The following is a 22,345-nucleotide window of genomic DNA, read 5'->3' on the forward strand; positions in this document are numbered from 1 at the left end:
GCTGGAGGGCCAGGCAGTAATGGGCTCAGGGGTGTCATTTATCTTGGCTGGTGGGTCTTCAGCCAGCTTAGATAAAGGTCGGCCTTTGAGACCTGAACTTTGGGCTCAAAGCCGTGCCCACCCCGTTCCAGCCCGTTACTGCCTGGCCTGGAAGCGCTGATTTTCAACCTTTAACTTACTAAATACACTTTTACAACGCCTGCGTCACAAACGACCGGGATTCCAGTACCTGCAGAATTGCCGCCACGGTATCCAGTGCCGTAAACAGCGGCACCCCGTGGGCAATCGACGTGTTACGAATCACCGCCCCATCGTCGGCCGCATGACCCTCATCCGAAATCGTGTTGATGACCACCTGAATCTGGCCGGCCTCCATTTGTTGCAGCAGGTCATGTTCGCCGGTATCGATCTTGTCAACGACCCGGACCGGCAACTGATTTTGCGTCAGGCAGGCCGCCGTCCCCGGTGTCGCCAAGAGTTGATAGCCCAGATTGTGGAACCGCCGGGCCAACTTCACGGCTTCCGGTTTATCGGCATCGCGCACGGTGATCAGCACGTTGCCGTGACTCGGTACGTGGAGTTTAGCGGCTTCGAACGCCTTGTAGAGCGCCTTGGCCAGCGTCCGGTCACTCCCCATGACCTCCCCGGTCGACTTCATTTCCGGTCCCAACAGGCTATCCACCCGGTTGAGCTTGGAGAACGAGAAGACTGGGGCCTTCACGTGGACCAACGCGCCCGGCTGGACCAGGCCATCGTGGTACCCTTGGTCGCGTAACGATTGTCCCAGAATCACCCGGGTCGCGACCTGGGCCATCGAAATGTCGGTGACCTTGCTTAAGAACGGCACCGTCCGGCTAGCCCGCGGGTTGACTTCGATCACGTAGACCTGGTCGTCGTGAATCACGAATTGAATGTTCATCATACCGATACAGTTCAACGCCTTGGCCAACTGTTCCGTATAGGTCACGATTTGGGCCTGGACCGCCGCCGACAGGGACTGTGGCGGATAGACCGCCATCGAGTCGCCGGAGTGGACCCCGGCGCGTTCGATGTGTTCCATGATGCCCGGGATCAGGACCGTTTCCCCGTCACAAATCGCGTCCACCTCACATTCCTTGCCCACCAGGTACCGGTCAATCAGCACCGGATGGTCGTGGGACACCTGGACCGCGTTATGCATGTAGTGGTCCAGGTCGGCGCGCTGCGTCACGATTTCCATGGCCCGGCCCCCTAACACGTAGCTGGGACGGACTAATACGGGATAGCCGATGCGGTCGGCAATCGCCAGGGCCGTGGCTTCGTCACTCGCCGTGTCCCCCGCCGGTTGGGGAATCCGCAGGTCTTCAATCACCCGGTTGAAGGCGTCCCGGTCTTCGGCCCGGTTAACGTCGGCCACACTGGTCCCCAAGATCTTGACGCCGTGACGTTCCAGCGGAGCCGCCAAGTTGATGGCGGTCTGCCCGCCGAACTGGACGATGACCCCCAACGGTTGTTCGAGGTCGATCACGTTTAAGACGTCTTCGATCGTCAACGGTTCAAAATACAACTTGTCGGAGACGGAAAAGTCGGTCGACACGGTCTCGGGATTACTGTTCATGATGATGGCCTCGTAGCCGGCCTTTTGAATCGCCTTGACCGAATGGACCGTGGCGTAATCGAACTCCACCCCCTGGCCGATGCGAATCGGGCCGGACCCCAGGACCAGAACGGACGGCCGGTCACTGACCGTACTTTCGTTTTCCTGCTCGTAGGTGCCGTAGAAGTACGGCGTGCTCGAGGCAAATTCCCCGGCACAGGTGTCGACCATCTTGTAGACCGGGGTCAGGTGATGGGCCGCTCTGAAGGCCCGGACCTGATCAGCGGTTTCGTGCCAGAGGTCTGCCACCGTCGCGTCGGCAAACCCGTTGCGTTTCGCCGTGGTCAGAACCGCTAAGTCGTCCACGTGAGCGCTCAGATTGTGTTCCAGTTCGATAATGTGGAGGAGTTTATCCAGGAAGAAGACGTTGATCTGCGTCAGCTCGTGCAGACGGTCCAGTGAGTAACCGCGGCGCAGGGCTTCGGCCAGGTAAAACAACCGGTCGTCCTGAGCGTGGACCAGTTTGTCTTCGAGCGTGGCCTGGTCGACCGTGCTCAACGCCGGCTCGGCCAGATGGTGCACGCCGATCTCCAGCGACCGCACGGCCTTCAACGTGGCCTCTTCGATATTCCGGCCAATCGCCATGACTTCCCCGGTCGCCTTCATCTGGGTCCCTAGCCGCCGGTCGGCGTGGGTGAACTTATCAAACGGCCAGCGCGGAATCTTGCAGACCACGTAGTCCAGGGCCGGCTCGAACTGCGCGTAGGTGGTCCCGGTGACCGGGTTCTTGATCTCGTCGAGGTGCAGGCCCACCGCAATTTTGGCGGCCATCTTGGCGATCGGGTACCCGGTGGCCTTCGAGGCTAAGGCCGACGAGCGGCTGACCCGCGGGTTGACCTCAATCACGTAGTACTGAAAACTCTGCGGGTCGAGGGCCAGTTGGACGTTACAGCCCCCTTCAATCTTTAACGCCCGGATGATGCGTAAGGCTGCATCCCGTAACATCTGAACTTCGCGGTCCGCCAGGGTTTGAATCGGGGCGTAAACGATGGAGTCGCCGGTGTGGATCCCCACGGGGTCGAAGTTTTCCATGCCACAGACCACCAACGCGTTATCCGCGGCGTCGCGCATGACTTCGAATTCGATTTCCTTGTAGCCGGCGATGCTCTGTTCGATCAGCACCTGGGTGACCGGCGACAGGGCCAAGCCGTTTTCGGCAATCGTCCGTAATTCGGCGGCGTTGTTGGCGATGCCGCCTCCGGTACCGCCCATGGTAAAGGCTGGCCGGACGATGACCGGATACCCTTCCTGTTGCGCAAAGGCCAGTGCTTCGGCCACCGTGGTCGCGCTACTCGACGCCGGGACCGGCTCGCCCAGCTTCTCCATCAATTCCTTGAACTGTTCGCGGTCCTCGGCCTGGTCGATGGCGCTGAGTTTGGTCCCCAACAACTCAATTTTCAATTCATCGAGGATACCCGACTTCGAGAGTTCCATGGCCATGTTCAAGCCCTGTTGGCCCCCCAACGTCGGTAGGATGGCGTCGGGGTGTTCCTTGCGCAAAATCTGCGAGACGAATTCGAGGGTGATGGGTTCTAGATAGACCTGGTCGGCAATTTCCTTGTCGGTCATGATCGTGGCCGGGTTGGAGTTGACCAGTACCACCTGGTACCCCAGTTCCTTCAACGCCAGGCACGCCTGGGTGCCGGAATAGTCAAATTCCGCGGCCTGACCGATGATAATCGGTCCGGACCCAATCACCATAATTTTATGAATATCCGTGCGTTTTGGCATTACTTGCGCTCCTTTTTCGTCGTCTGGTGGGCGTGCATCAAGTCGATAAAGTCATCAAAAATGTGGGCCGCATCGTGTGGGCCCGGCGCCGCGTCCGGGTGATACTGGACGGAAAAGGCCGGGTAACGGTTGTGGCGTAAGCCTTCGACGGTCCCGTCGTTGATCTCCTCGTGGGTCACGGTCAACGCCGTCTGGGTCAACGACTCGCGCGACACCGCGTAACCGTGGTTCTGCGAGGTAAAGTCGATTTTACCGGTCGTCAGGTCCCGAACGGGATGATTGAATCCGCGGTGGCCAAACTTCATCTTGAAGGTGTCGGCCCCGTTCGCTAAGGCGAAGAGTTGGTGCCCCAGACAAATCCCAAATAGCGGCACCTGGCGTTCAATCTCTCGAATCATCGGTAGCGCGCCGGGCACGTCCTTGGGGTCACCGGGGCCGTTGGTCAGCATCACGCCGTCGGGATTGAGCGCCATGATTTCGCTGGCCGTGGTGTTGTACGGCAACACGGTCAGGTTACAGTGACGCTTGGCCAACTCCCGTAAGATCGAATGTTTCAGTCCGAAGTCGACCACGACCACGTTAAGGCCGGTCGCCGGGTTGGGGTAAGCGTTGGCCGTTGAGCTCTCGGCCACCTCGTGGGTCTGGTCCACCGGTTGCTGGAGTCGTTGATGCACAGCGTCCGTGACCGTATCGACGATGGCTGCGCGCATGGCGCCCTTGGTCCGAATATGTTTGGTGACGGCGCGGGTATCGATACCGGTGATTCCCGGAATCTGGTTGGCCTTAAGGTAGGCGTCTAGCGACTCGTCACAGCGCCAGTTGCTGGGCCGGCGGGCGACCTCGTGGGCCACCACGCCCCGACAGGTCGGATGGATCGACTCGTGGTCGTCGCGGTTGATGCCGTAGTTCCCGATCAACGGGTAGGTAAACATCAAGATTTCCCCGTTATAGGACTGGTCGGTGATGGATTCCTGGTATCCGCTCATCCCCGTGTTGAAGACCAGTTCGCCCATGGTCGTGGCGGGCGCCCCAAAACCGGTCCCGGGATAAACGGTCCCGTCCGCTAAAACTAAGTATCGCTGCATGCTAATTTTCCTTTCTATAGACGACGTTACCGGCAACTACCGTCAAACACGTGGCCCCCACCACGTGCCACCCGATAAACGGGGAATTCCGACCCTTGGAGACCATTCGCTGAGCGTCGATCGTGTAGGGATGCGCCAGGTCAAACAGCGCTAGGTCGGCGGGAGCCCCCACCTTGAGTTCCCCGGCGTTCAGGCCAAACAGTTGGGCTGGTCGGGTGCTCATCAGCTTCACTAACTGGCCTAACGTTAGGATCCGGGGTTGCACCAACTGGGTATACAACAACGCAAAGGCGGTCTCTAACCCGGTGATGCCGAAGGCCGCGGTGGCCATCGATCCCTGCTTTTGTTCGGCGGTGTGCGGTGCGTGGTCGGTGGCAATCATGTCGATGGTCCCGTCCAGCAAGCCCGCTAATAACGCCGCGCGGTCCCGCGGAGAACGTAACGGTGGGTTCATCTTTAACATGGGATCGTCTTGGGTGATGTCCGCATCGGTCAATAACAGGTGGTGCGGCGACACCTCACAGGTCACGTGAATCCCGGCGCGTTTGGCGTCTCTGATCAACCGCACGCTTTGGGCGGTCGACACGTGGCAGACGTGGTAGTGGACGCCACTGGCCTCGGCCAGCATCAGGTCTCTCGCCAACTGAGCGGATTCGGCAACGTTAGGAATTCCCGGTAAGCCCAATTTATCGGCTACCGGACCGGCGTTCATCACGCCGTGGTGGGTCAACGAGTCGTCTTCGACGTGCGCGGCTAACGGTAAGCCCACCCGCGCGGCCCCACACATGGCCTGATACATGGTCTCGGCGGTCTGGACGCCGGACCCGTCGTTACTGACGGCGAAAGCCCCCGCATCCCGGACGCCGGCAAAGTCGACCAGTTGGTCCCCCGCCCGGCCCGTGGTGATGCTGGCGTACTGGGCCACGTGGACGTGCGCGCGTGCGCGGTTGCGGGCCACCATCGCGGCCACCCTAGCCGGCGTATCCGGGACCGGGTCGACGTTAGGCATCGCCCCGATGGTGGTGAAGCCACCGTGCGCCGCGGCCAAGGTCCCGGTCTCGATGGTTTCCTTAGCGGTCAACCCGGGGTCGCGCAAATGCACGTGAACGTCGACTAACCCGGAGCTCAGAAAGTGGTGGTGGGCATCGATGACCTCATCGGCCGAAGCGGTCAGCTGGGGGCCGATGGCGTGAATGCGGCCATCCTGAAGCAATACGTCAGCCGGTTGCAATTGGTCGTGTTGCAAGATCTGGGCGTTGCGAATCAAGGTCGTGGTCATAGGGATCCCTCCAATTTGTTAACGGTCAGTAGGCCGCGATGGGCCAAGAGTTGCGCAATCATGGCCATCCGGACGTACACGCCGTTGGTCATCTGTTGAAAAATGCGCGACTGGGGCGCATCGACCAATTCGCTGGCGAGTTCGACCCCGCGGTTGACCGGGGCCGGGTGCATGATGATGGCGTGCGCCGGCATCTTAGCGGCCCGGGCCAGCGTTAAGCCGTAGCGTTGGTGATAGGCCTGCGTGTCAAAGGCGGCGTTACTGTCCTGGGTCAACCGCTCGTGTTGGACCCGTAAGAACATCAAGACGTCCATCTCCCCGACCAAGTCATCGAGCGGCCGGTAGTCCCCGTACGCCGTAAAGTCATCGGTGATCCAGTGCTTGGGCCCACTGAAGTAGACCGTGGCGCCCAGTTGGGTGAGCAGTTCCATGTTGGACCGGGCCACCCGGGAGTGACTGATGTCGCCGACGATGGCGACCTTTAGCCCGTTAAAGTGGCCGAACTCCTGGTAAATCGTCAACATGTCCAATAACGACTGGGACGGGTGTTGACCACTGCCATCCCCCGCGTTGATCAGGCTCAGGTCCAGGCCGGCCTGAACCAGCGGCCGGTAGTAGGCGTTTTGCGGGTGCCGCATCACCGCTAGGTCCACCCCGATGGCTTGGATGGTCTTTAAGGTGTCCAATAAACTTTCGCCCTTGGTCATCGAACTGGTCTTGGGGTCAAACGCCAGGACCTGGAGTCCCAAGCGCCGTTCGGCCATCTCGAAGCTGGTGTGCGTCCGGGTACTATTTTCAAAGAACAGGTTCATCGCAAACGTCGGTCGGTTTAACTGGACGGTCGCCCCTTCCTGAAACGCTTGGGCTTGCTGTAACAACGTCATCACGTCTTGATTATCGAATTGATCCACACTTACTATGTTGTTTGCTGGTACCACGATTACCGTCTCCCTTTCGTTTTCATCCAAAGAAAAAGTCTAGCCTCCCTGTAATTGCTTACAGAAAGGCTAGACGACGGCTGCTTCAAAAAGGGCCCAGTTCAGTTAGGTCCCGGCCGTTTCGTTCCTCTCTGGAAACAATTAAATGGCTAATTATTCACTTTTACGTGACTTGCGTGAGTTGAATGGCATCCCGGCCGTCACACTCGGTCAGCAGCACGGCCACCTGTTCATTTAACGCCGTGGGAATGTTTTTGCCCACAAAATCTGGTCGGATCGGTAACTCTCGGTGGCCCCGGTCAATCAGAATGGCCAGTGACGTTTTAGCGGGTCGCCCCAACGTCATCAGCTCGTCCAAGGCGGCCCGAACCGTGCGTCCCGTGAACAGGACGTCATCGACCAACACCACGTGCTTGCCGGTAATGGCCACGGGAATGTCGGCGCCGGTCACCCGGGCCGGTCCCGCCACGTCCACCGTGTGCGGTTGGTCGTCGCGGTACAACGTGATATCTAACGTCCCCACGGGCACCGTCACGTTTTCCAACTGTTGGAGCCGTGCGGCGATCCGTTGCGCCAGATAGATGCCGCGGGTCTTGATGCCCACCAGGACCAGGTCACCCACGCCCTTGTTCTGTTCGATAATTTCATAGGTGATCCGGGTCAGTGCGCGTCGCATGGTCAACGCGTCCACAATTTCTCGAGCCATTTCGGTCCGCCTTCTTTCTACACTTAAACGCCCACCCGTGCGGGATAACAAAAAAGTCCCCACACTGCTCCTGCAAAAGAGTGTTAGGGACTTCCTCAAAAAAACACGTTCCCCTTCTCAGTCTCACAGGACTAATTTAAAGGTGCTGGTTTAATTGCAATAAGTGTACGCAACTTTCCCGGAGATGTCAATAGGGGTTGGGGAAAGAAAATTGTTATAACCTTTACTTACTTAGTCGTAATATCGCTACCGAAATACTTCACCGACAACTTCTTCAACGTGCCGTCTTGCCGGAGTTGCTTTAATTCCCGATTGAACTTGGCTTGTAGCTTAGGCGACTTTTGGTTGAACAACGCTGAAATCTTAGCGGGCGCTTGTTCCTGATTGGTCAGCACCCGATACTTCAGGCCCTGGATGTCGTTACTCTTCTTGTAGGTCAGTAGGGCCGATTCGGCGTTGATGGTGGCGTCGGCCCGCCCTTCTTTGACCAGGTCTAACGTAGTCGCAAACTCGCCGGACGGAGAAATCGTGGCGCCTAACTTCTTGGCCACGATGGCGTTATCCGTCCCGGTCCCCTCGGCTAACTTCTTGCCCTTCACGTCGCTCAACTTTTGAATGCTGGTGTTCTTCTTAGCCGTGATCAACACGTACTTCGAGTACACGTACGGCGTCGAGAACAGATACTTTTTCTTACGTTCCGGGGTTTGAGTGATGTTGTTGAGCACCGTGTCGAACTTCCCACTGCCCAGACCGGCGACCAGACTGTCCCACTTGGTCGGCACAAACTGCGCCTTCAAGCCCAGCCGCTTGGCAACGGTCTTGCCCAAATCCACTTCAAACCCGGTCAGCTTGCCGTTCTTGCGGTAGGAATATGGCGGGTAGGTTCCTTCCAGACCAATCGTTAAGGTCCTGCTTTGCTTTAATTCCGACTGGTAGCCCCCGTTGTTGGCGGAACTTTGTTTTGACCCGCAGGCCGTTAGCAACGCTCCCGTCGCCAGCACCGCTAACCCTAACGTTAAAAGCCGTAATCGTTTAATCTTCATCCTCAAATGCCTCATTTCTCTGGGTTTAATCCCCGGCAAGGTCCGAAAAGGTCATTGCCGAGATAAAGTCTAAAATACGTTGATTCTGCGTGCCGAAGAAGTCCTGGTTAGGGCCGTCGAACAGGATGTGCCCGTTTTCCACGAATAAGATCTTATCGGCGACCTGCCGGGCAAACGCTAAGTTGTGGGTCACAATGATCATCGACTGTTTCTCCTTAGCAATCTGCAGCAAGACCTTGAGGACCCCCAGCTCCAGTTCGGGGTCCAGGGCGCTGGTGGGTTCATCCAAAAAGATGTATTCCGGGTGCATCGCTAACGACCGCGCAATGGCGACGCGCTGCGACTGCCCACCGGAAAGTTGACTCGGGTATTCGTCGGCCTTATCCGCCAATCCCACCTTGGCCAAGAGCTGCTGCGCCTCGGTCTGAGCGGTAGCCTTGTCGTGTCGCAAGACGTGGATTGGCCCCTCCGTGATGTTCTTTAACACCGATAAATGGGGAAACAGGTTATAGCCCTGAAACACCATTTCCGTGTGGCGGCGAATCTGTAAAATCGTCGCGTTACTGATGGGCTGCGACCAATCGAGGTCCTTACCGTCGAAGTTGTAGTGACCGCTTTCCGGTCGTTCAAGGAAGTTCAACGACCGCAGCAACGTCGACTTTCCCGACCCGGACGGCCCAAGGATCACCGTGGTTTGGTGTTCCGGAAAGGTGGTGGTCAGGCCGTGTAGGACCTCCTGGTCGCCGAAGCTTTTGGTTAACTGACTGACTTTTAGCATGGTGCCGGTGTCCCCCTATTTCGCCACGATGTACCGTGACGTGACTTTTTCTAAGTAGCCCTGTAACCAGGTCAACAGTGTGCAGAAGACCGCGTAGTACACGGCGACTAACATGTACATCACCAGCGGTTGGTAGTTTTGCGCCGCAATCTGCTGGCTGACCTCAAACATTTCCACGATGGTGATCGACGCCGCCAACGAGGTGTCCTTGACCAGGCTGATGAAGCTGTTAGCCAGCGGTGGCAACGAAATCCGAATCGCTTGTGGCAGAATGATTCGAAACAGCGCCATGGTGCGGGTCATCCCGATGGAATACGCGGCCTCCCACTGGCCCTGATTGATCGACAGGATCGACGCCCGGATGGTTTCGGAACAGTAGGCCCCGGTATTCAACGAGAAGGTCAGAATCCCGGCGACCACCGGATCAAGCTGAATCCCGTGCGGGGACAGGCCCTGAATCTTCAAGTACGGTAGGCCAAAGTACACAATGAATAATTGCACCAATAGTGGCGTGCTCCGAAAGACCCAGACGTAGAACCGAAAGAGGGTCTTAATGATCAGAAAGCCGCCGCGCTTTTGTGACAACCGAATCAACGCGGTCACTAACGCAATCGCTAGACCAATCGCAAAGGCAATCACCGCGATGGGAATCGTGTACTTCAAGCCCGCCTTGATCAGCTGCGGACTAGCGGTTTGAATAATCTGCCACACAGGTCATTCCCCCTTACGCTTGGGCGACTTGGTCGAGGCCCTGCTTCAGGTCGGCAATCAGGTCGTCCGCGTCCTCTAAGCCCACCGACAACCGCACTAATTGGTGGGTGATGCCAGCCTTGAGTTGTTCTGGTTCGGACAATTCGGCGTGGGTCATCTTGTACGGTAACTCGATCAGGCTTTCCACGGCGCCCAGGCTTTCGGCCAGTAAAATCAGGTGCAAGCCTTCGACGAACTTGGTCGAATCCAACCCCGGCCGCAGGTCAAACGACACGATGCCGCCGTACCCGTCCGTCTCGTCCTTAGCAATCTCGTGGTCGGGCGTCCCGACGATCCCCGGGTAGTAGACCTTGGCGATTTCGTCACGGGATTCCAGAAATTCAACGATCTTGCTGGCGTTGCTTAAATGCCGGTCTAACCGCACGCCCAACGTTTGAATCCCCCGGCGCACCAGGTTAGCGTCTTCCGGTGAGAGGACCCCGCCAATGCCGTTTTGGTTGAAGTAGATTTGTTCGGCCAGCGCGTCGGTCTTGGTGACCACGATGCCGGCAATCACGTCGGAGTGGCCGCCCAGGTATTTAGTCGCGGAGTGAATCACCAGGTCGGCCCCCAGGTCTAACGGCCGTTGTAAATAGGGCGTGAGGAAGGTGTTGTCCACGATGGTCAATAAATCGTGGTCGTGGGCAATCTTGGCAATCGCCTTGACGCTGGTGACCTTCAGAAGCGGGTTGGAGAACGTTTCGAAGTAGATGGCCTTGGTGTTGGGCCGAATGGCGGCCCGCACTGCCTGTAGATCTTGCGTGTCGACCTCGGTGAACTCGAGTTGCCAGCGCTTGAAGAAGTCGTTGATCAGCCGGAAGGTCCCCCCGTAGATGGTGTCGCTGACCAGGATGTGGTCGCCGGGTTTGAAAATCGCCAGCACCGCGTGAATCGCCGCCATCCCCGAGGAAAAGGCAAAGCCGTGAGCGCCGTTTTCAAGGGCCGCTACCTGGTTTTCCAGGTAGTCGCGCGTCGGGTTACCGGACCGCGAGTAGTCCCAGGTCGACTTGTCGGCGACGCTGGGAAAGGCGTAAGTCGTCGAGGTGTAGATGGGCACGTTGACGGCCCCGGTTTGGTTGTCGTGTTGGGATTGGCTGTGAATTAATTTGGTATTGAATTTAGTCATTAGAATTCTTCCTCTCTGAATTAAAAAAGTCGCCCCGGACAACTAGCTGTTGTCTCGGGACGACTGCTCGTGGTACCACCCAAGGTTCGTTCCGGTCTCCCGGAACCTCATCAGCTGTTAACGGGCGCTACCCGGTGACGTGCTTTCTCAGGACCATTTTCAACGCCCCATCCCCCTGTCTCAGCACTTCCTAGGGTCTCTGTTTGCATGGGAACGTCTCTCTTCCTGAACGTCTTAAGCTTCTGGCCAAACGGACTTGGCCGTTTGCACCACTAGATTTAATTTTTGCCACTGATCGTCTTCGGTCAGATGGTTGCCCTCTTCGGTCGACGCGAACCCGCATTGCGGGGACAAACACAACCGGTCCAGCGGGTAATACTGACTGGCCGTAGCCAATCGCTGTTTCAACGTGGTCACGGATTCCAGGGCCGGCTTTTTCGTGGTGATCAAGCCCAGTACCACCCGTTGGTCTCGCCCGTTAGCCGCAATTTTAGCTAACGGCTCAAACCCGCCAGAGCGTTCGTCGTCGTATTCCAAGAAGTACCCGTCGATGTGTAACTGGGCCAGGTAATCGGCCACGGGATCGTAGGCCCCCGCCCCGGCCCAGTTAGAATCGTAGTTGCCCCGGCACACGTGCATGGTCAGCGTCAGGTCGGCCGGCTTGTGGTCGGCAATCGCGTTGATGGCCGTGACCGCCGCTTCACATAACGGCTTGAGGTCGGGATTGATCACCTTGTCGGAGAAACTGGCCCACATCCCCCACGACGTGTCGTCGAGTTGGAGGTACCGGCACCCCAAATCGTAGAAGTGCTGGATGGTGTCCTGATAGGCCTGGATCTCATCGGCAAGAAACGCGTCAAAGTCGTGATGGTAATACTCATCGTAAATTTCGGCGTCCTCGTTGGGGAACAGGACCGATGGGCTGGGGATGGTTTGCTTGGCGGTCACGTCATCCGGGACGATGCGGTTCAGAAACTCGAAACCCTTGAAGAACGGGTGGTCCGGATTGTACCCGATCTTTCCGGTAATCTTGATGCCGCCTTTCCGTGTTTCCTGCCCGTTGAAGATGAAGCCGTGGTCCGGCGTGAAGAAGTCGGCCCCGGTCAAGCCGGCCAGAAAATCGAGGTGCCACCAGCTACGTCGAAACTCGCCGTCGGTCACGTCCGTCAAGCCTAAGTCGACTTCCTTGGCCACCAACCGTTTGATTTCGGCGTCTTCCACCTCAGTCAACGCGGCTTGGTCCAGCTTCCCGGCGGCAAAATCGGCGCGGGCCTGCTTGAGGCGCTCGGGCCGTAAGAAGCTCCCGACGATATCGAAACGGTTGGGATAAGTTACTTGAGTCGTGGTTGATGCTGACATACGATCATCCTCCTTGAAATTCGTGCTGAGTCAGTGTGCGTTTTCGTGATGGAACGTCATGGGATATGAGGTGGCTTGGGTTAGGGGTAATAGGATTCAGGGGAATTTTTGCGTCGCCATCTGCGGCTGCTGAAACGTGCTTACCAGGGGCAACGGGTTCCGCTTAATCCCGATAACGGCTTCATCCCCAAAGACCGGGGATAAAGTCGTTATCGGCCTTAATGCTCGCCCGCTGACCGCCCCTGGACGCACTCTACAAAAAAACGCCCCCGACTAATCTCTTAGTCAAGGGCGAAATTCTCGCGGTACCACCTTAATTTTTACCCAGCTCACGCCAGATAACTCACTAAGTACAGCCAAAGCTATACTCGGGTTCGCTAATGGGAACCAGACCAATACCGCTTAACCTTAAGGCTCACCGGTATATCGCTCAAAGACCATTCTTCACGCTTGGACCGTCACCCCTTCACATCACCCAGGGGTTCTCTTGGCACGGTCGGCAGCGTTACTCATCTTTTCACCGCGAAATCTCATTTAGTTTTCATTGCTGTCTCATTTGAATGTCATCAATTTAAAACTTATTGACCACGCTGTCAAGCGTCTCTCGACAAAATCCTAACTGATCAATCGGGTGATTCCCCCGCATAAACCGCGGCCCTAAGCCGTTAGGACCACTCCCCAATCATTTTAAATTTATTTTGCTTTCCCGGGGGTCACGGGATTCTGGGGCGTGACAATCCCCGCCGAGCTGGCCACTACCCACCCGGGGGTGCCCAGCTTCTTAAACGCCGCGCTGGTCCCGGTCACGATCACGCCAGCAAACTCTGCATTTGCCAACGACCGGTAGCGCTGCGCGTACTGACCGCCATATCGGAAAAGGGAAAAGTCATTAAACGTCAGCTCCCGCGGATAACGTTGGGCCGCCGTGGTCAGCTTCTGCCGAAAGTCGCGGTATTGGCGCGGCGTCAACCGCCCCGTCACTTCGTCATCCTGATTACGGGACTGAACGCCCAAAAAGTCATTGTCCAGCGTCACGGCCCCGCGCGGTAACCCGATCCAGAACCAAGCAGCGGTCAGTCCGGCAGGCAGCTGTTGGCGGATTTCCCGGTAGGTCATGGGCCGCTTAAAGGTAAGGGCCACCTCCCCCACCATCCGTTGCGTCCGCGCGACCTGACCAAGTTCCTGGGTCTCCGTGATGGCCTGGGTCCGTTTTTCCCGCGTCGTCAGGTGTTGATTAAAAAACTCTGGTATCTTCTGCTGGGTCTCTACGTCGTACAGCCCGCCCTGCGGTCCCCGCGTCGCCTGGTCGACCACCGGACTGGTACTGCCCCGCAACGCATAGTTCGCGACCGCCGGGGACCAGGCGACCGACTGCCCGGCGATACGTTTGTAACGGTGGCTCATGACCTGGCCCCCAAACGCCGTCGGGTTTACCAGGTAATGATCATTGGCCAAAATGTTCGGGGCCTTGACCTCAGCGATGGTCCATAAATAGTCACTCCGACGCTGCGAATCTCGCCCCGTCAGGTGTTGGACCAACTGGTACCCCCCCACCAACATCATCAAACTCACCCCTAACGCCACCAAAACGGTGAAAACCCACCGTTTGCGCTTGACCCGGCGAGCTAAGGTCGTTAAATCTACTTCAGTTTTCATGCTGCTGACTCCTCATCATTTTTTCTAGTTTTCGGTGCAAACGATGTAACCGCATCTTGATGGCGGCCACCGTGGTCTGATTCAAAGCGGCTAACTGTTTGATTGAGTGCTGCGCCAGGTAACGGTCCACCAGCAGGTCTCTGTCACGGGGCTTCAAGCGGTGTAAGGCCGCGGCCAGTTCGGGTTGCGCCGTTAATGCGGCCGCATCGCTGGGCGCACTGGTCGGCAGTGCCGGTCCCAAAAACTGGGTTACCAATTCCTGATAGCGCCGGTGCCGCCGATACCCATCCAGGTAAGTCGACCAGGCCATCCGGTACAAGTACGGCCGCAGTTGATCACGCGGTAGGAACAGGTCGGCCTCGAGAACCTTCACAAACACGTCCTGAACCACGTCTGCGGCGATTTCCGGGTCCACGCCCCGATGACGCAGATAATGCCGCAAATCGCCCGCTAGCTGGTCAAGCAGCTGCTCATATTGTCGTAAATCCATGGTTCCTCCTCCCCCTACCCGAACAACGAACGACTGACGGAAAAGTAACGGTCTGGGACCAAAGTATACGAAGAAGTGGGGCTAACGGGGGAAAAACGCAAAAACGACGGGCAACTCGTTAAATTTCGGCAACCCCACGGAGCGTGGCGGTCCCGAAAAGCCATTATTTTGGCCGAAAAAAAAGCCCCCTGCCAGTGGCAGGAGGACTTCAGAACTTGCTTTAGTTGTTGGTAAGACCGTACTTCTTGTTGAAACGGTCGACCGCACCATCGGCTTGAGTAAACTTTTGCTTACCCGTGTAGAATGGGTGAGAATCGGAAGTGATTTCAACCCGGATCAATGGGTAGGTGTTACCGTCTTCCCATTCAACCGTTTCGTCAGACGTTGCCGTCGAACCGGACAAGAACTTGTAACCAGTAGAAGAGTCTTGGAAGACAACTTCCCGGTATTCTGGATGGATACCCTTTTTCATAATGTAATACGCTCCTTTTGCCCTAGCCCATTGACTGGACCAGAGATTGATTTTAATCGTCAACCGTCACATTATAGCATGAAACGGCCTACTCAGCAATGCCTAATCTTGACCGTCCTCAACTAAAGTGGCTGCGCTTTGAATACTCACGTCGGCATTCAGCGCCGTCAGTTTTTGAACGATCCGATCGTAACCCCGCAAAATGTTGTCGGCGTTATCGATCACCGTGGTGCCCTGCGCCATTAATCCGGCGATGACCAACGACGCCCCCGCCCGGATCTCGCCGGCTTGGACCTCGCTACCCACTAGATGGGTCGACGGATCGACCACAATCATGTCGTTTTCGGAGCGAATATTGGCGCCCATCTTCCGCAACTCGGCAATGTGCTTGATGCGTTTCGGGTAGATGGTGTCGATGACCACACTACTTCCCTTGGCGCACATTAACAATGGCGTTAAGGGTTGTTGCAGGTCGGTCGCAAATCCCGGGAACGGCATGGTTTTGACCTGAATCGGCTTTAAATTTTCTGAACGCGGCACAAAAATACTGTCCTCGTCGATTTCCAAATTAACGCCCATTTCGATCATCTTGGCCGTAAAGGACTCCAAGTGTTCGGGAATCACGTTTTTGACCACGACCCCGTCACCAACGGCCGCCGCCATGGACAGGTAGGTTCCGGCTTCGATGCGATCGGGGATGATCGTGTGGGTGTTCATCGCCCGCAACGTGCTGACCCCTTCGATGCGAATCACGTCGGTCCCGGCTCCCCGCACGTGGGCGCCCATGTTGTTCAAGAACGTTGCGATATCAATGATTTCGGGTTCTTTCGCGGCATTTTCAATCACCGTGGTGCCCTCGGCTTTAACCGCTGCCAAAATAGAATTGATCGTGGCACCGACCGACACCACGTCCAAAAAGATCCGGGCACCGTGTAAGCCGGCGGGACCGGTGGTGATGTGGACGGTATTGTCCCGTTCACTGACCGCGGCACCTAGCGCCTTAAAGGCCTTGATGTGCTGGTCGATTGGCCGCGGCCCGATGTTATCCCCACCGGGAAAACTCAAGGTCGCGCGTTGAAAGCGGCCCAGTAATGAGCCCATAAAATAGTATGATGCACGTAAACTCTTAATTGCTTTACTTGGTAATGGGGCCTCCACGATTTCCGTTGGGTCAATAGTCAGGACCCCGTCTTCAAACGTCGAGTGGACGTTCATGGATTTTAAAATCAGCATCAAGTTGTGCACATCCAAGATATCCGGAACCATATCAAAACGAACCGGCGTGTCCGCTAAAATTGCGGCCGGGATGAGTGCGACTGTGCTGTTTTTGGCGCCACCAATGGTAACCTCTCCGGTTAGGCGTTGGCCGCCATGAATTATCATTTTTTTCATCGTGATGCGATCCTCACTTAAACTTATCTCTCATAGATGACTCCATACAGTCAGCTATAATGATAAATAATGCGCGGCAAAAAGACAACCGTTTCCCGAGATTTCACCAAAATTGTAATATTGCGAAGCACAAAAGCCGAGCCGAAGCGGCTAAAAATCGGGTTAAAGCGGTTACACGGCCCGAACAACCGTTAAATTCTGAGAAAATGATGATAAACCGGTGGCCGGGTTTTTGTCGCGGGTTCCAGAATTAGGGTTTTAATGAGACGTTGAACGTCCCGCTACCTTCTACTATACCCGGCTGACCTTTAAAGGAGCCTAAGCGACGCTCGGTTTGATTTCCGTATGGCCGGTAACTTACCTTGCAGCGGGCGGAATCTACAAGGAAGTCATTTAGTGACCCCAACGTTACCGGATTCGTCAAGAATAAACGGATCAAACCTGATGCCCAACAATTTAAACAACCGCAAGCAAATTAGCCAATAATCAATCGTTATGACACAAAAGAGGCTAGGCGTCGAACAAAAACTGTCCGGCTCCTAGCCCCTTCATTTAACTTAAATCAATCGTGTTAGTCTTGAACTTCCTTGCTGGCCGCCGCGATAAAGTCACGGAACAGACCTTCGGGACGGTTCGGCCGAGAGAGGAATTCTGGGTGGTATTGTGCCGCCACGAAGAACTTCTTTTCTGGCAATTCAATCACTTCAACCAGGTGATCGTCAGGTGACGTCCCGGAGAAGACCAGCCCCTTGGCCGCCATTTCGGCACGGTACTGGTTGTTGAATTCATAACGGTGACGGTGACGTTCCTGGATAATATCCTGGTTATCGTACGCCTTAGCCGCCACACTACCCTTCTTTAACTTGCAAGGGTACAAGCCCAACCGTTGCGTCCCGCCCATTTCGTGGACGTCGGCTTGGTCGGCCATCAGGTCAATGATCTTGTGTTGGGTGTCCGGATCCATTTCCGTGGAGTTCGCGTCCTTGTAACCCAGGACGTCGCGCGCAAATTCGATGCTGGCCACTTGCATCCCCAGGCAGATTCCCAAGAATGGCACGTCTTGTTCCCGAGCGTACCGAATGGCCGTAATCATCCCTTCGATCCCCCGGTCACCAAACCCACCGGGCACGATGATCCCGTCGGTGTCGCCCAACAGGTCAGCGACATTGTCCGCCGTAATCTTTTCGGCATCGATCATCGACAAATCAATCTTGGCATCTACCGGGTAACCCGCGTGTTGTAAGGCTTCGTCGACGGAAATGTAGGCATCGTGCAAAGCCACGTATTTCCCAACCAAGGCAATCTTGATGGTCCGCTTCAGGTTCTGCATGTGATCGACCATCTTGGACCAGGCGTTCATGTCGGCCTTCGGCGCATCGACCTTGAAGTGGTCTAAGACCAGTTGGTCAAACCCTTGTTCCTGTAACCGCAATGGAATCGAGTAAATCGTCGGCACGTCCATGGATTCAACCACGGCCGATGGCTTCACGTCACAGAACAACGCAATCTTTTGCCGCATGTCGTCGGTGATTGGCTTTTCCGTCCGCACCACTAAAATGTTCGGTTGAATCCCGATACTCCGGAGTTCCCGCACGGAATGTTGCGTTGGCTTGGTCTTCATTTCGTGTGCCGCGTGTAAGTAGGGCACCAACGTGGTGTGAATGTAGACCACGTTTTCGTCGCCGACTTCACTCTTCATTTGGCGAATGGCTTCCAGGAAGGGTTGGGATTCAATGTCCCCGACGGTCCCGCCAATTTCCGTAATCACGAAGTCCGCGCCCAGCGTCTTGCCGGCCCGCATAATCTTTTCCTTGATCATTCCGGTGATGTGGGGAATGACCTGCACCGTGGCCCCTAAGTAATCGCCCCGGCGTTCCTTTTCCAAAACTTCCGAATAAATCTTACCAGTCGTCACGTTTGAGTACTTGTTCAGATTGTTATCAATGAACCGTTCATAATGACCTAAGTCTAAATCCGTTTCGGTCCCGTCGTCGGTCACGAAGACTTCCCCGTGTTGGTAAGGGTTCATCGTCCCGGGATCGACGTTAATGTAGGGATCAAATTTTTGAATGGTTACGTTCAGGCCCCGGTTCTTTAACAACCGTCCGAGAGAGGCTGCTACAATCCCCTTACCTAATGATGAAACCACGCCGCCAGTCACAAAAATATATTTGGTCATTGTCTAGCTCCTTGTAAGATTATTTAGGGTCGCTCTGAAACTAATAAAAAGCTCCCTATTCGTTGGAATAGGGAGCTAACCGTTCAGTTGTCCTCACTACAAGTAGCAAGGAGCCCAAAAAATATAGTACCTGGTTTTAAGACTTAAGTCAAGCACGAGTCTCAATTACTTTTGTGAGTCGTCGTCTTCCTCATCGTCATCATCGGCTTCGTCGTCATCGGCGGAGAAGTCCAAGTTATCGGCTTCATCGTCGTCTGGTGCGTCCATCTGGGATAATTGATCTTCAATACCATCCGGAATGTCTTCCGTATCGTCTTCTTCATCTTCATTATCCAAGCCTAAGCCGTTTTGCAACTTGCCCAAGTCCGGTGTGCTGCCACCCGTGGTGTCATCATCATCGTCATCGTCGTTGGCGTAAGTCGTGTCCGTATCATCTTCCGGATCGTCGTCATCGTAATCGATCACGTCGTCATCATCCGTGGTGTCGGCCAGAAAGGCGTTAACCTTCTTGCGCTTCTTCCGCTTAGGTTGGTCCTCGTCTTCTTCGGCGTGGACCGTTGCTTCATCGATGGATTCAAACGGATACCAAGTTCGCAGTCCCCAAAGGTTATCACCCAGAGAAATGAAACTACCATCAACGTTTAAATCCGTATAGAATTGGGACAGCCGTTCCCGAATTTCTTTGTCGCTGTCGCCCAAGTACGTCTGTACGGCGTTTGCCAAGTCGGCAAAAGCCATCACGTCACCATGTTGTGACAAAATGGCGTGGGCAACCTCGATCATTGATAATTCCTTTTTGTTCTGGCCCTCAAAGACTTTTAATTCCAAACTGGTGCACGTCCTTTCCACAGTCTACGAAATATAATACTCGTTTACGCCGTAAAATGCAATCGAATCTTGTAGTTCCCCACTAATTGTTCGCCCGCGTAAAGGAGGTAATCAATCTTGATGTTCCCACTGAAGGGCCGTTCCTTGAAATCGGCCTCGAGGTACGGGGTCACCGTCTCGATGGGCATGATGCCGTACGGGGTGCGGTAACGGGCCGTGACCCGCTTGCCACTGACAAAGTGCAGGCGTAATTCGGCCTCGGCGTTGCGGGTCAAGTGAATCTCACCGTTGGGCGTGAACTTCATGGTCACGGGGACTTGTTCGCCCGTTTCCTGGTTAGGTTCCAGGTAACGGAGATACATGTTGGCGCCCACCTGGACCAGTTGACCATCCACGTCTAACCGGTAATCCGACACGTCTTGGTCTTGTTTAATGTGGGTTTCCAAATGAATCGCGACTGGAACGCCCGCTGAAAGTTGATCCATCTCTCGGTCCTTCCTTTCCATGAGTCATATCAAGCCTAATTATAGTCCATTCCCGGGTAAAAACCTACATATTCTGTTTCTCAATTTTACGGTTTCCCACGGGTCCAACGTCCCGGCGCCGTCCCCGCGACCTGACGTTCGACTCAAAATCTAGTATAATGAAACGATAAGAACTTTTTCAGGAAAGAAGGCCGGTTTGCATGCTGCCCTTGACGTTTTCAAGCGATTCCCTGCAAACACTCGATACCCCCATCCCCGCCGATCAAAAAAATCTGGCGTTTGGGTACACCAACGCGCTCTTGGATTTTGTGGCGGAACTGGGACAACCCATTCTCCACTTCTGGGAAATGACGCCCACGGTCATCTTGGGACTGAAGGATAAACGTCTCCCCGACCTCCCCGCGGCCGTTCGGACCATCCAGGGCCACGGCTACAACTGGGTCTTACGCAATTCCGGGGGCCTGGCCGTAGTGGCCGATGCGGGGATTTTAAACGTCTCATTGTTCAGCCCGCTCACGACGCCGCCCATCAGTGTCGACGCGGCCTACGACCAAATGATGGCTCTGGTGCGCCAGGCGTGGCCGGAACTGACCATTGACCACTTTGAGGTCACCCGCTCCTATTGTCCGGGCGACTACGACCTGAGCGTCAACGGCCAAAAGATTGCGGGACTGTCCCAGCGACGCAACCCGCACGCCATGGTGACCATGCTTTACCTCAGCGTGACCGGTGACCAGCCAAGCCGCGGTCGCTTAGTGCGGGACTTTTACCGCGCCGGACTCGCCGGTCACCCCAACCAATGGGACTATCCGGACATCGATCCCGCCGTCATGACCACTACGGCAGAACTCCTGCAACAACCCATCACGCTAGCCGCCGCTAAGCAACGTTTTATCACGGCCTGTCAGGCGACCGGGGTGCGGGTCGGCCAAGCCAAACTCGCTAGTCTAGTCACGCAACCGCGTTTTACCACCGCTCTAGCGCACGCCACCGCCCAGATGGCCCGGCGGCAACCCCAACTTAATCTTTAAAGGAGGTCTTCACGTTGTCCTACGCAACCGCACGCTTGCCCCACGAAAAAGTGCTTCGCGATCCCGTGCATAACTACATCTATGTTCGTCATCAGGTCATCTTAGACCTGATCAATACCCGCGAGTTTCAACGTCTCCGCCGCATCAAGCAGTTGGGGACCGCCTCACTGGTCTTCCACGGCGCTGAACACACCCGGTTTGCTCATTGTCTGGGCGTCTACGAGATCACCCGCCAAATCTGCGACAACTTCCAACGAAACTACCCGACCAAAACGCCGGGGGATGGGGGGTGGGACGACCACGAGCGCTTGACCGCCCTGTGTGCCGCGTTGTTGCACGATATCGGCCACGGCCCGTATTCGCACACCTTCGAACACATCTTCCACACCGACCACGAGGCCATCACGGCCGAAATTCTCACGTCGCCGGCCACGGAAGTCAACCAGGTCTTGCGCAAGGTCAGCCCGACCTTCCCCGCCGAGGTCGCCAGTGTGATCCAAAAGACCTACCCGAACCCCCAGGTGGTCCAGATGATCTCTAGTCAGATCGACGCCGACCGGATGGACTACCTCTTGCGCGACGCCTACTACACCGGCACGCAGTACGGCACCTTCGACCTCACGCGAATCTTGCGGGTCATGCGCCCGTATCGGGGCGGCATCGCCTTTGCGATGAACGGGATGCACGCGGTCGAAGACTACGTGATGAGCCGCTTCCAGATGTATCAGCAGATCTACTTCCACCCGGTCTCCCGGGCCATGGAAGTCATCTTGGACCACCTGTTAGCGCGGGCCAACACCCTTTACCAGGAAGGTAAGAGCGACGAAAGTTTCATTCCGCACCTCCTGTTGCCGTTCTTTAACCACGAGTTCGACTTACAGGATTACCTCTACCTCGACGATGGCGTGTTGACCACCTACTTCACCCACTGGCGGCAATCGCCCGACGACATCTTGGCCGACCTGGCCCACCGGTTCTTGGACCGTAAGCCCCTCAAGAGTGCCGTCTACACTGCCGAAACGCAACCGTTGCTGACGCCGTTACGGCAGAAAATCGCCTCGGTGGGTTTCAACACCGACTACTACACCGCCACGGACAACAGCTACGACTTGCCCTACGACGACGCGTACGACCCCAAGATGTCGCACCCGTTGACCCAGATTGAGATTCAACAACCCGACGGCTCACTACTGGAGCTGTCGACGGTCTCGGACCTGGTCAACGCCCTACGCGGGAAATTCACCGGCGATCAACGGTTCTTCTTCCCCAAGGAGATGTTAAACCCCGGTGACGACGCGCCCGAGCTGTTCCAACCAATTTATGATGACTTTAGTCGCTACATTCAAAACAACCAATTAATTCAACCAAAGGAGCACTAACT

The 22,345-nt window shown here is 56.0% G+C and carries 19 protein-coding genes; 2 read left to right on the plus strand and 17 right to left on the minus strand.

Going from position 1 to position 22,345, the window contains the following annotated elements; all coding sequences use genetic code 11:
- Window positions 1-190: 190 nt before the first annotated feature.
- From carB to FD38_RS03810, 17 genes are all read right to left on the minus strand, one after another.
- A complete protein-coding gene (gene carB / locus FD38_RS03730) occupies window positions 191-3,367 on the minus strand; it encodes a carbamoyl-phosphate synthase large subunit (protein WP_057731271.1) in 3,177 nt (1,058 codons plus the stop codon).
- A complete protein-coding gene (locus FD38_RS03735; RefSeq protein WP_057731274.1) occupies window positions 3,367-4,452 on the minus strand; it encodes a carbamoyl phosphate synthase small subunit in 1,086 nt (361 codons plus the stop codon). The genes carB and FD38_RS03735 overlap by 1 nt, the downstream gene beginning before the upstream one ends.
- A gap of 1 nt (window position 4,453) precedes the next feature.
- Window positions 4,454-5,731, minus strand: a complete 1,278-nt coding sequence (locus tag FD38_RS03740) for a dihydroorotase (protein WP_057731277.1) — start codon at window positions 5,729-5,731, stop codon at window positions 4,454-4,456.
- Window positions 5,728-6,669, minus strand: a complete 942-nt coding sequence (locus FD38_RS03745) for an aspartate carbamoyltransferase catalytic subunit (protein ID WP_147007827.1) — start codon at window positions 6,667-6,669, stop codon at window positions 5,728-5,730. Before FD38_RS03745 ends, FD38_RS03740 begins: the two co-directional genes overlap by 4 nt.
- A 163-nt stretch (window positions 6,670-6,832) precedes the next feature.
- Window positions 6,833-7,375 (minus strand): bifunctional pyr operon transcriptional regulator/uracil phosphoribosyltransferase PyrR, encoded by a 543-nt coding sequence (pyrR, locus tag FD38_RS03750; RefSeq protein ID WP_057731281.1) that lies wholly within the window; start codon window positions 7,373-7,375, stop codon window positions 6,833-6,835.
- Window positions 7,376-7,602: 227 nt separating this feature from the next.
- Window positions 7,603-8,418 carry a transporter substrate-binding domain-containing protein gene (locus FD38_RS03755; protein ID WP_057731283.1) on the minus strand — a complete coding sequence of 272 codons (816 nt, stop codon included), beginning with the start codon at window positions 8,416-8,418 and terminating at the stop codon, window positions 7,603-7,605.
- 25 nt (window positions 8,419-8,443) lie between these two features.
- A complete protein-coding gene (locus FD38_RS03760) occupies window positions 8,444-9,196 on the minus strand; it encodes an amino acid ABC transporter ATP-binding protein (protein WP_057731286.1) in 753 nt (250 codons plus the stop codon).
- A 15-nt stretch (window positions 9,197-9,211) separates the two neighbouring features.
- Window positions 9,212-9,907, minus strand: coding sequence for an amino acid ABC transporter permease (locus tag FD38_RS03765; RefSeq protein ID WP_057731290.1), 696 nt, complete (start codon window positions 9,905-9,907; stop codon window positions 9,212-9,214).
- A 13-nt stretch (window positions 9,908-9,920) separates the two neighbouring features.
- Complete coding sequence (locus tag FD38_RS03770; RefSeq protein ID WP_057731293.1) at window positions 9,921-11,072, minus strand: trans-sulfuration enzyme family protein; 1,152 nt, start codon at window positions 11,070-11,072, stop codon at window positions 9,921-9,923.
- A gap of 234 nt (window positions 11,073-11,306) precedes the next feature.
- Window positions 11,307-12,431 (minus strand): 5-methyltetrahydropteroyltriglutamate--homocysteine S-methyltransferase, encoded by a 1,125-nt coding sequence (locus FD38_RS03775; RefSeq protein ID WP_057731296.1) that lies wholly within the window; start codon window positions 12,429-12,431, stop codon window positions 11,307-11,309.
- A gap of 693 nt (window positions 12,432-13,124) precedes the next feature.
- The gene (locus FD38_RS03780) at window positions 13,125-14,087 is read right to left on the minus strand and encodes an anti sigma factor C-terminal domain-containing protein (RefSeq protein ID WP_057731298.1); all 963 of its coding nucleotides are present in this window, start codon (window positions 14,085-14,087) and stop codon (window positions 13,125-13,127) included.
- Window positions 14,077-14,577, minus strand: coding sequence for an RNA polymerase sigma factor (locus FD38_RS03785; RefSeq protein WP_057731302.1), 501 nt, complete (start codon window positions 14,575-14,577; stop codon window positions 14,077-14,079). The genes FD38_RS03780 and FD38_RS03785 overlap by 11 nt, the downstream gene beginning before the upstream one ends.
- 220 nt (window positions 14,578-14,797) lie before the next feature.
- Window positions 14,798-15,049, minus strand: coding sequence for a type B 50S ribosomal protein L31 (locus FD38_RS03790; RefSeq protein ID WP_057731304.1), 252 nt, complete (start codon window positions 15,047-15,049; stop codon window positions 14,798-14,800).
- A 102-nt stretch (window positions 15,050-15,151) separates the two neighbouring features.
- Window positions 15,152-16,441, minus strand: a complete 1,290-nt coding sequence (locus tag FD38_RS03795) for a UDP-N-acetylglucosamine 1-carboxyvinyltransferase (protein WP_057731307.1) — start codon at window positions 16,439-16,441, stop codon at window positions 15,152-15,154.
- Between the two features lie 571 nt (window positions 16,442-17,012).
- Window positions 17,013-18,620, minus strand: a complete 1,608-nt coding sequence (locus tag FD38_RS03800) for a CTP synthase (RefSeq protein WP_057731309.1) — start codon at window positions 18,618-18,620, stop codon at window positions 17,013-17,015.
- Between the two features lie 165 nt (window positions 18,621-18,785).
- Window positions 18,786-19,448 carry a DNA-directed RNA polymerase subunit delta gene (rpoE, locus tag FD38_RS03805; protein ID WP_057731312.1) on the minus strand — a complete coding sequence of 221 codons (663 nt, stop codon included), beginning with the start codon at window positions 19,446-19,448 and terminating at the stop codon, window positions 18,786-18,788.
- A 44-nt stretch (window positions 19,449-19,492) separates the two neighbouring features.
- On the minus strand, window positions 19,493-19,933 hold the full coding sequence (locus FD38_RS03810) for a YwiB family protein (protein WP_057731315.1): 441 nt from the start codon (window positions 19,931-19,933) through the stop codon (window positions 19,493-19,495).
- Between the two features lie 200 nt (window positions 19,934-20,133).
- Between FD38_RS03810 and FD38_RS03815 the strand changes: the two genes are divergently transcribed.
- Window positions 20,134-20,964, plus strand: a complete 831-nt coding sequence (locus FD38_RS03815; protein ID WP_057731317.1) for a lipoate--protein ligase family protein — start codon at window positions 20,134-20,136, stop codon at window positions 20,962-20,964.
- Window positions 20,965-20,978: 14 nt separating this feature from the next.
- Complete coding sequence (locus FD38_RS03820; protein WP_057731319.1) at window positions 20,979-22,343, plus strand: HD domain-containing protein; 1,365 nt, start codon at window positions 20,979-20,981, stop codon at window positions 22,341-22,343.
- Window positions 22,344-22,345 lie beyond the last annotated feature (2 nt).

The organism is Levilactobacillus zymae DSM 19395 (assembly GCF_001434115.1).
GTDB classification, from domain to species: domain Bacteria; phylum Bacillota; class Bacilli; order Lactobacillales; family Lactobacillaceae; genus Levilactobacillus; species Levilactobacillus zymae.